We start from the raw sequence: 1,321 nt of genomic DNA on the forward strand, positions 1-1,321 counted from the left end.
GATGTATCTGAGGGTCTGTAGCTCAGTTGGTTAGAGCACACGCTTGATAAGCGTGGGGTCACAAGTTCAAGTCTTGTCAGACCCACCACTAACGACAAGCAAGCAATTGCAGAGTGAAGAAATCAGAAACATTGACTTATTGATAAGCTGGGGACTTAGCTTAGTTGGTAGAGCGCCTGCTTTGCACGCAGGAGGTCAGGAGTTCGACTCTCCTAGTCTCCACCACGAATTAATTTAAAAGCACTGCTTTTTAAATTAATGAGGTTGATTGATTAGATGATAGTCAAACAATGCTGGAAAGAGCTAAGAAATAAGCGATCAAGTGTTTAGATCCTAGAGATTAACAAGTACAAGCGTTATGATACGCACCACTTGATAATCTCTGTGATTTATCACAGTAATGCAATCTGACGAAGATGCATTAAATCATTAACAGAATATATTTGAGTTGAAATAATTTGTTCAAACTCGTTGAAAGCAACATAGGCAACTATGAAGCGATTAGATGAGTTCTAGCGATTAAACTGAATCAAGCGTTTTGGTATATGAATCTAATTGAAGCTGTACAGTGCTTAAATGCACAAGACGCCAACTGTGAGTCGTAAGACTTGTTGCTAAACCTACTTGTAAGGTTTAACGACTGTTTGGGGTTGTATAGTCAAGTAATTAAGTGCATGTGGTGGATGCCTTGGCAGTCAGAGGCGATGAAAGACGTGATAGCCTGCGAAAAGCTCCGGGGAGGCGGCAAATATCCTGTGATCCGGAGATGTCTGAATGGGGAAACCCACTTACCATAAGGTAGGTATCATTAACTGAATACATAGGTTAATGAAGCGAACGCGGGGAAGTGAAACATCTCAGTACCCGTAGGAAAAGAAATCAATTGAGATTCCCTCAGTAGCGGCGAGCGAAAGGGGAACAGCCCATTAAGTCATATAAGTTCTAGTGGAATGCTCTGGGAAGTGCAACCATAGTGGGTGATAGTCCTGTACACGAAAGGGCTTATATGATGATGTCGAGTAGGGCGAGGCACGTGAAACCTTGTCTGAATATGGGGGGACCATCCTCCAAGGCTAAATACTCCTGACTGACCGATAGTGAACCAGTACCGTGAGGGAAAGGCGAAAAGAACCCCTGTGAGGGGAGTGAAATAGATCCTGAAACCGCATGCATACAAGCAGTGGGAGCCACTTTGTGTGGTGACTGCGTACCTTTTGTATAATGGGTCAGCGACTTATATTCAGTAGCGAGGTTAACCGAATAGGGGAGCCGTAGAGAAATCGAGTCTTAATAGGGCGTTTAGTTGCTGGGTATAGACCCG

2 tRNA genes and 1 rRNA gene are annotated in these 1,321 nt (G+C 43.8%); all 3 read left to right on the forward strand.

Features of this window, described 5'->3' with window-relative positions:
- The first annotated feature begins 11 nt into the window (after positions 1-11).
- Positions 12-88: transfer RNA gene (locus tag FTV13_RS15535), tRNA-Ile, on the forward strand.
- Positions 89-149: 61 nt separating this feature from the next.
- Positions 150-225: transfer RNA gene (locus FTV13_RS15540), tRNA-Ala, on the forward strand.
- Between the two features lie 431 nt (positions 226-656).
- A 23S ribosomal RNA gene (locus tag FTV13_RS15545) occupies positions 657-1,321 on the forward strand; the annotation flags it as partial.

The organism is Acinetobacter sp. YH12235 (assembly GCF_013417705.1).
Classification (GTDB): domain Bacteria; phylum Pseudomonadota; class Gammaproteobacteria; order Pseudomonadales; family Moraxellaceae; genus Acinetobacter.